Source organism: Kineosporia sp. R_H_3, assembly GCF_002198675.1.
Lineage (GTDB): Bacteria > Actinomycetota > Actinomycetes > Actinomycetales > Kineosporiaceae > R-H-3.
In genome coordinates this window covers 5,993-11,193 of the sequence record NZ_MWLL01000221.1, presented here as the reverse complement: position 1 = coordinate 11,193, position 5,201 = coordinate 5,993, and the positions used below count along the sequence as shown (strand labels likewise).

The 5,201-nt window shown below is 72.9% G+C and carries 5 protein-coding genes; 3 read left to right on the top strand and 2 right to left on the bottom strand.

The window, feature by feature from the left end; genetic code table 11:
- Window positions 1–3 precede the first annotated feature (3 nt).
- On the bottom strand, window positions 4–552 hold the full coding sequence (locus ECOMGDLI_RS28080) for a peroxiredoxin (protein ID WP_088320152.1): 549 nt from the start codon (window positions 550–552) through the stop codon (window positions 4–6).
- Entirely contained in the window at window positions 546–1,661 is a 1,116-nt protein-coding gene (locus ECOMGDLI_RS28075; protein ID WP_198955249.1) for an NAD(P)/FAD-dependent oxidoreductase, read from the bottom strand. Before ECOMGDLI_RS28075 ends, ECOMGDLI_RS28080 begins: the two co-directional genes overlap by 7 nt.
- Window positions 1,662–1,817: 156 nt before the next feature.
- Here ECOMGDLI_RS28075 and ECOMGDLI_RS28070 point away from each other — a divergent pair, with 156 nt between their 5' ends.
- From ECOMGDLI_RS28070 to ECOMGDLI_RS36485, 3 genes are all read left to right on the top strand, one after another.
- Window positions 1,818–3,461 (top strand): DNA repair helicase XPB, encoded by a 1,644-nt coding sequence (locus ECOMGDLI_RS28070; RefSeq protein WP_088320150.1) that lies wholly within the window; start codon window positions 1,818–1,820, stop codon window positions 3,459–3,461.
- A gap of 100 nt (window positions 3,462–3,561) precedes the next feature.
- Window positions 3,562–3,930 (top strand): hypothetical protein, encoded by a 369-nt coding sequence (locus ECOMGDLI_RS28065; protein ID WP_088320149.1) that lies wholly within the window; start codon window positions 3,562–3,564, stop codon window positions 3,928–3,930.
- 150 nt (window positions 3,931–4,080) lie between these two features.
- Window positions 4,081–5,201, top strand: a 1,121-nt coding sequence (locus tag ECOMGDLI_RS36485) for a ferric reductase-like transmembrane domain-containing protein (RefSeq protein WP_198955248.1), incomplete at its 3' end; no start/stop codon positions are given.

The following is a 5,201-nucleotide window of genomic DNA, read 5'->3' as shown; positions in this document are numbered from 1 at the left end:
GGGTCAGGCGCTGGTGAGAGCAGCCGGGTTGCAGTCGACGTCACGCTGCCGCGGGGGCGACGTGTACTGGGCGAAGGTCCGCCCGGGCTTGCGGAGCGCCTGCAGGACGCGCAGGAGCTCGTCGATGCTGCGGCCGACCCGGTCGTCGTAGAGGGTCTCGAAGCGGACGACGCCCTCGGGGTCGACGAGGAACACCGCCCTGGCCGCGCGGCCGTCCTCCTCGAGGACGCCGTACGCGCGGGACACGACCTGCGACCGGTCGCTCGCGAGCGGGTAGTCGAGCGGCCCGATGTGGAACTCCATCCACGCGATGTGCGCGAAGACGCCGTCGGTGCTGACCCCGAGGACGTCGCAGTCGAGGTCGGCGAACTCCGGGAGAGCGGCGTTGAGCGCGAGCATCTCCGTCGGGCAGACGAACGTGAAGTCCGACGGGTAGAAGAACAGCAGCAGCCAGCGCCCCTGGTAGTCGGCCAGGGTCGCCTCGTGCTCGAGGGTGTTGGGGTCCTTGGTGGTGAGCATCCGGAAGTCCGGTGCCGGCCGGCCGATCAGCATCGCGTCTCCTGGGAGGGAACGGGGCGGGGGGCAGGGACCGCGGCGGACTCCGGGTCACTGTGGTCGGGGGTGGTGCCGTGCTGCGCAGGGTGGCCGTCGGTGCCGCGGTCGTCGGTCACGAAGTCGTCGGAACCGCCCGGGCCGCTCGTGAGGCCACCCTCGGCGGCCGCGTCGGCCGCCTCGCTCGTGGAGAGCCACCGCTCGGCGTCGAGGGCCGCCATGCAGCCCGACGCGGCCGCCGTGATGGCCTGCCGGTACCGCGCGTCGACGACGTCGCCGGCGGCGAAGACGCCCTGGACCGACGTCGCCGTCCCGCCCGGGCTCGTGACGATGTGCCCGCTGTGGGTCCTGAGGTAGGGGGCGAACAGCGCGCTGGCGGGCTCGTGCCCGACGGCGACGAAGAGCCCGTGGACGTCGAGCCGCGACCGGTCGCCGGTCGTGAGGTGGCGCAGCGTCACGGCGCTCAGGCACTCGGTCTCGTCGGTGATGAGCTCGTCGACGACGGTCGGCAGCACGATGTCGATCCGGTCCTCGCCGCGGACGGCGTCCTCGATGATCGACTCGGCACGGAACTGCCAGCGCCGGTGCACGAGCGTGACCTTCGCGGCGATCCGGGCCAGCTGCAGGGCCTCGCTGAGCGCCGCGTTGCCGCCGCCCACGACCGCGACGTCCTGCCCCTCGTAGAAGGCGCCGTCGCAGATCGCGCAGTAGGCGACGCCACGACCGACGAGGTCGTTCTCCCCGGGCAGGCCCAGGGAGCGGGGCTTGGAGCCGGTCGCGACGATGACGGCGTCCCCGGTGAACAGCCCTCCGGCGGCGACGACGACGAACGGCCGGCGGGAGAAGTCGACGTCGATGACGTCGTCGACGACGATCCGGGTGCCGAACTCCTCGGCCTGCTCGCGGATCCGCCAGGACAGGTCGGCGCCCGTGATGCCCGGTGCGCCCGGGAAGTTCTCCACCCGGGCGGACTTGGCGATCTGGCCGCCGGCCTCGAAGCCCTCGATGCAGATCGGCTCGAGGCCCGCGCGGGCCGCGTAGAGCGCCGCCGTGTAGCCGGCCGGGCCGCCGCCGATGACGACGAGACGGCTGTGGTCAGGCTCCTGCACCTGCCACCTCCGTCGCCGTCCCGGCATGCGCGTTCACGATCAGGTGGTCGGCCTCGGCCCGGGTGAACTTGAGCGGGCCGCGGACTCCTACCCTGGGTGGAAGCAGACGCCCCCGGCCGACGTTGGCACCGGACGTCCCCCCACGGAAGGCACCACGTGACCGACGGACCGCTCATCGTCCAGTCCGACAAGACCCTGCTCCTCGAGGTGGACCACCCTGCGGCGGACGCCTGCCGCCAGGCGATCGCCCCGTTCGCGGAGCTCGAGCGCGCCCCGGAGCACGTGCACACGTACCGGCTCACCCCGCTGGGCCTGTGGAACGCCCGGGCCGCGGGGCACGACGCCGAGCAGGTCGTCGACGTCCTCCTGGAGCACTCGCGGTACCCCGTGCCGCACGCGCTGCTCGTCGACGTCGCCGAGACGATGGCCCGCTACGGCCGCCTCCAGCTGCTCAAGCACCCGACCCACGGCCTCGTCCTCCACGCGATCGACCTGCCCGTGCTCGAGGAGGTGCTCCGGAGCAAGAAGGTCATCCCGCTCGTGGGCGCCCGGATCGACCGGGAGCACGTCGCCGTGCACCCGAGCGAGCGCGGCCACCTCAAGCAGGTGCTCCTCAAGCTCGGCTGGCCCGCCGAGGACTTCGCGGGCTACGTAGACGGCGAGGCGCACGCGATCGACCTCGCAGAGGACGGCTGGGTGCTGCGCGACTACCAGCGGCAGGCCGTCGACAACTTCTGGCACGGCGGCTCGGGCGTCGTCGTGCTCCCCTGCGGCGCGGGCAAGACGATCGTCGGCGCCGCGGCGATGGCCAAGGCCCGGGCGACGACGCTCATCCTCGTGACGAACACGGTCTCGGCCCGGCAGTGGCGCGACGAGCTGCTCAAGCGGACGTCGCTCACCGAGGAGGAGATCGGCGAGTACTCCGGGTCCCGCAAGGAGATCCGCCCGGTGACGATCGCGACGTACCAGGTCATGACGACCAAGCGGAAGGGCACCTACAGCCACCTCGAGGTCTTCGACGCCCGCGACTGGGGCCTCGTGGTGTACGACGAGGTGCACCTGCTCCCCGCGCCGATCTTCCGGATGACCGCGGACCTGCAGGCCCGCCGCCGGCTCGGCCTCACCGCCACGCTCGTCCGCGAGGACGGCCGCGAGGGCGACGTCTTCTCCCTCATCGGGCCCAAGCGCTACGACGCGCCCTGGAAGGACATCGAGGCCCAGGGCTACATCGCCCCGGCGGACTGCGTCGAGGTCCGGGTGACCCTCCCGGAGCGGGACCGGCTGCTCTACGCGACGGCCGAGCCCGAGGAGCGCTACCGGCTGTGCTCGACCGCCGAGCAGAAGTCGAAGGTCGTCGAGAAGCTCGTCGCCCAGCACAAGGGCGAGCCGACGCTCGTCATCGGCCAGTACCTCGACCAGCTCGACGACCTCGGGGAGCGCCTCGACTGCCCCGTGCTCAAGGGCGACACGACGGTCAAGGAGCGGCAGCGGCTCTTCGAGGCGTTCCGTCAGGGCGAGATCACGGTCCTCGTCGTGAGCAAGGTCGCGAACTTCTCCATCGACCTGCCGGAGGCCTCGGTCGCGATCCAGGTCTCCGGGTCGTTCGGGTCACGCCAGGAGGAGGCCCAGCGCCTCGGCCGGGTGCTGCGCCCGAAGGCGGACGGCCGCTCGGCCCGGTTCTACGCGATCGTGGCCCGGGACACCCTCGACCAGGACTTCGCGGCCCACCGGCAGCGCTTCCTCGCCGAGCAGGGCTACGCGTACCGGATCGTCGACGCGGACGACGTCCTGCAGGCCTGACTCCTGCCGCTCTCCCGCCGCGTCGCCCGGCCGGCCGGTGCCCAGACGACTCACAGGTGATGGTGATCGGGCTCCGAGCCGGCCGCGGGACATTCGGCCCATGACCACCCACGTGCTCCACGTCGTCCGGGCGTTCTCGGCGCAGCCGACGCTCGGCGACGCCCTCTCGGCGGCGCTGCCGGGCGGGGCCGCCGTGCACGAGGCACCCTTCTCCGAGGCCCTCGTCTCCCACGACGCACCGGACGTCGTGTGGGTGAGCAGCGCCGACGCCCCGGCGGTCGACGCGCTGCGGGAGCGCTTCCCGACGGCGGCGCTCCTCGCGACGCTGCCGCCTCGTGCGTCGACGGCCGAGGTGGTGCTCCTCCTCGCGCACGGCGCCGACCTGGTGCTGCGCGACGAGGGCGTCGTCCTCGCCGCGGCCGGGATCGTGTCGCTGGTGCGCCGGCGGCCGCTGGCGTCGACCTCCTGACGGCCCTGTGCCGCGGATCACAGGCCGCGACGGCGCACGAGAACCTGGCGGATAGGTCCCCCACAGGAACCTCCCAGGTTCGGGCCCGACCGTTGATCTAGGAAGCAGCCGCGTCCGGCGGCCGCACGTCACGCCTCCAGGAGCCTCGCGATGACCATGACCGCTGACCGGCGGCCGCTCGGTACCGGTGACCCCCGGTACAGACCTGCGGACGCCGTGCCGACGTGGAGGTCTGTGCGGGTGCCGGTGTGGTGGCGTGACCTGGCCGGGTCGTTGACCTGGGCGAGCGTGCTCGTGGTGGTCGCGCTGTGGGTGGCCGGTGGCGGCCTGCAGGACCTGGGCGGGTGGGCGTCCGGGCTGACCAGCCTGGGCCGGCTCACCGGTCTGGTGTCGGCGGACCTGCTGCTGGTCCAGGTGCTGCTGATGGCCCGGATCCCGCTCGCCGAACGCGCCTACGGCCAGGACGAGCTGGCCCGCCGGCACCGCCTCGTCGGGTTCACCTCGTTCACCCTCATGGCCGCCCACCTGGTCCTCATCACCCTCGGGTACGCCGCCCAGTACTCCGCCAACCCGCTCGCCGAGCTCTGGTCGTTCGTCGTGGACTACCCCGGCATGCTCCTCGCGGCCGCCGGCACCGTCCTGCTCGTGATGGTGACCGTCACCAGCATCCGCAGGGCCCGCGCGAAGCTGCGCTACGAGTCCTGGCACCTGCTCCACCTCTACGCCTACCTCGGCGTGGGCCTGGCCCTGCCCCACCAGCTCTGGACCGGCCAGGAGTTCCTCTCCAACCCGGTCGCCACCGTCTACTGGTGGACCCTGTGGGCCGCCGCCGCAGCCGCCGTCCTCGTCTGGCGGGTCGCCGTCCCGCTCTACCGGACCCTGGCCCACGACCTGCGCGTCACCGCAGTCGTCCGCGAGAACCACGACACCGTCTCGGTCCACATGCACGGCCGCAACCTGCACCGCCTCCCCGTCGCCGCCGGCCAGTTCTTCACCTTCCGCTTCCTCACCGGCCCCGGCACCGGCTGGACCCGCGGCCACCCCTACTCCCTGTCCGCCGCACCCACCGGCACCACCCTGCGGATCACCGTCAAGGACCTCGGCGACGGCTCCCACGCCCTCACCCACCTCACCCCCGGCACCCGGGTCGCCGTCGAAGGCCCGTACGGGCGCCTCCATGCCGGCGTCCGCACCCGCCCCAAGGTCACCCTCCTCGCCTCCGGCATCGGCATCACCCCGCTCCGGGCCCTCCTCGAGGAGCTCCCCGCCCA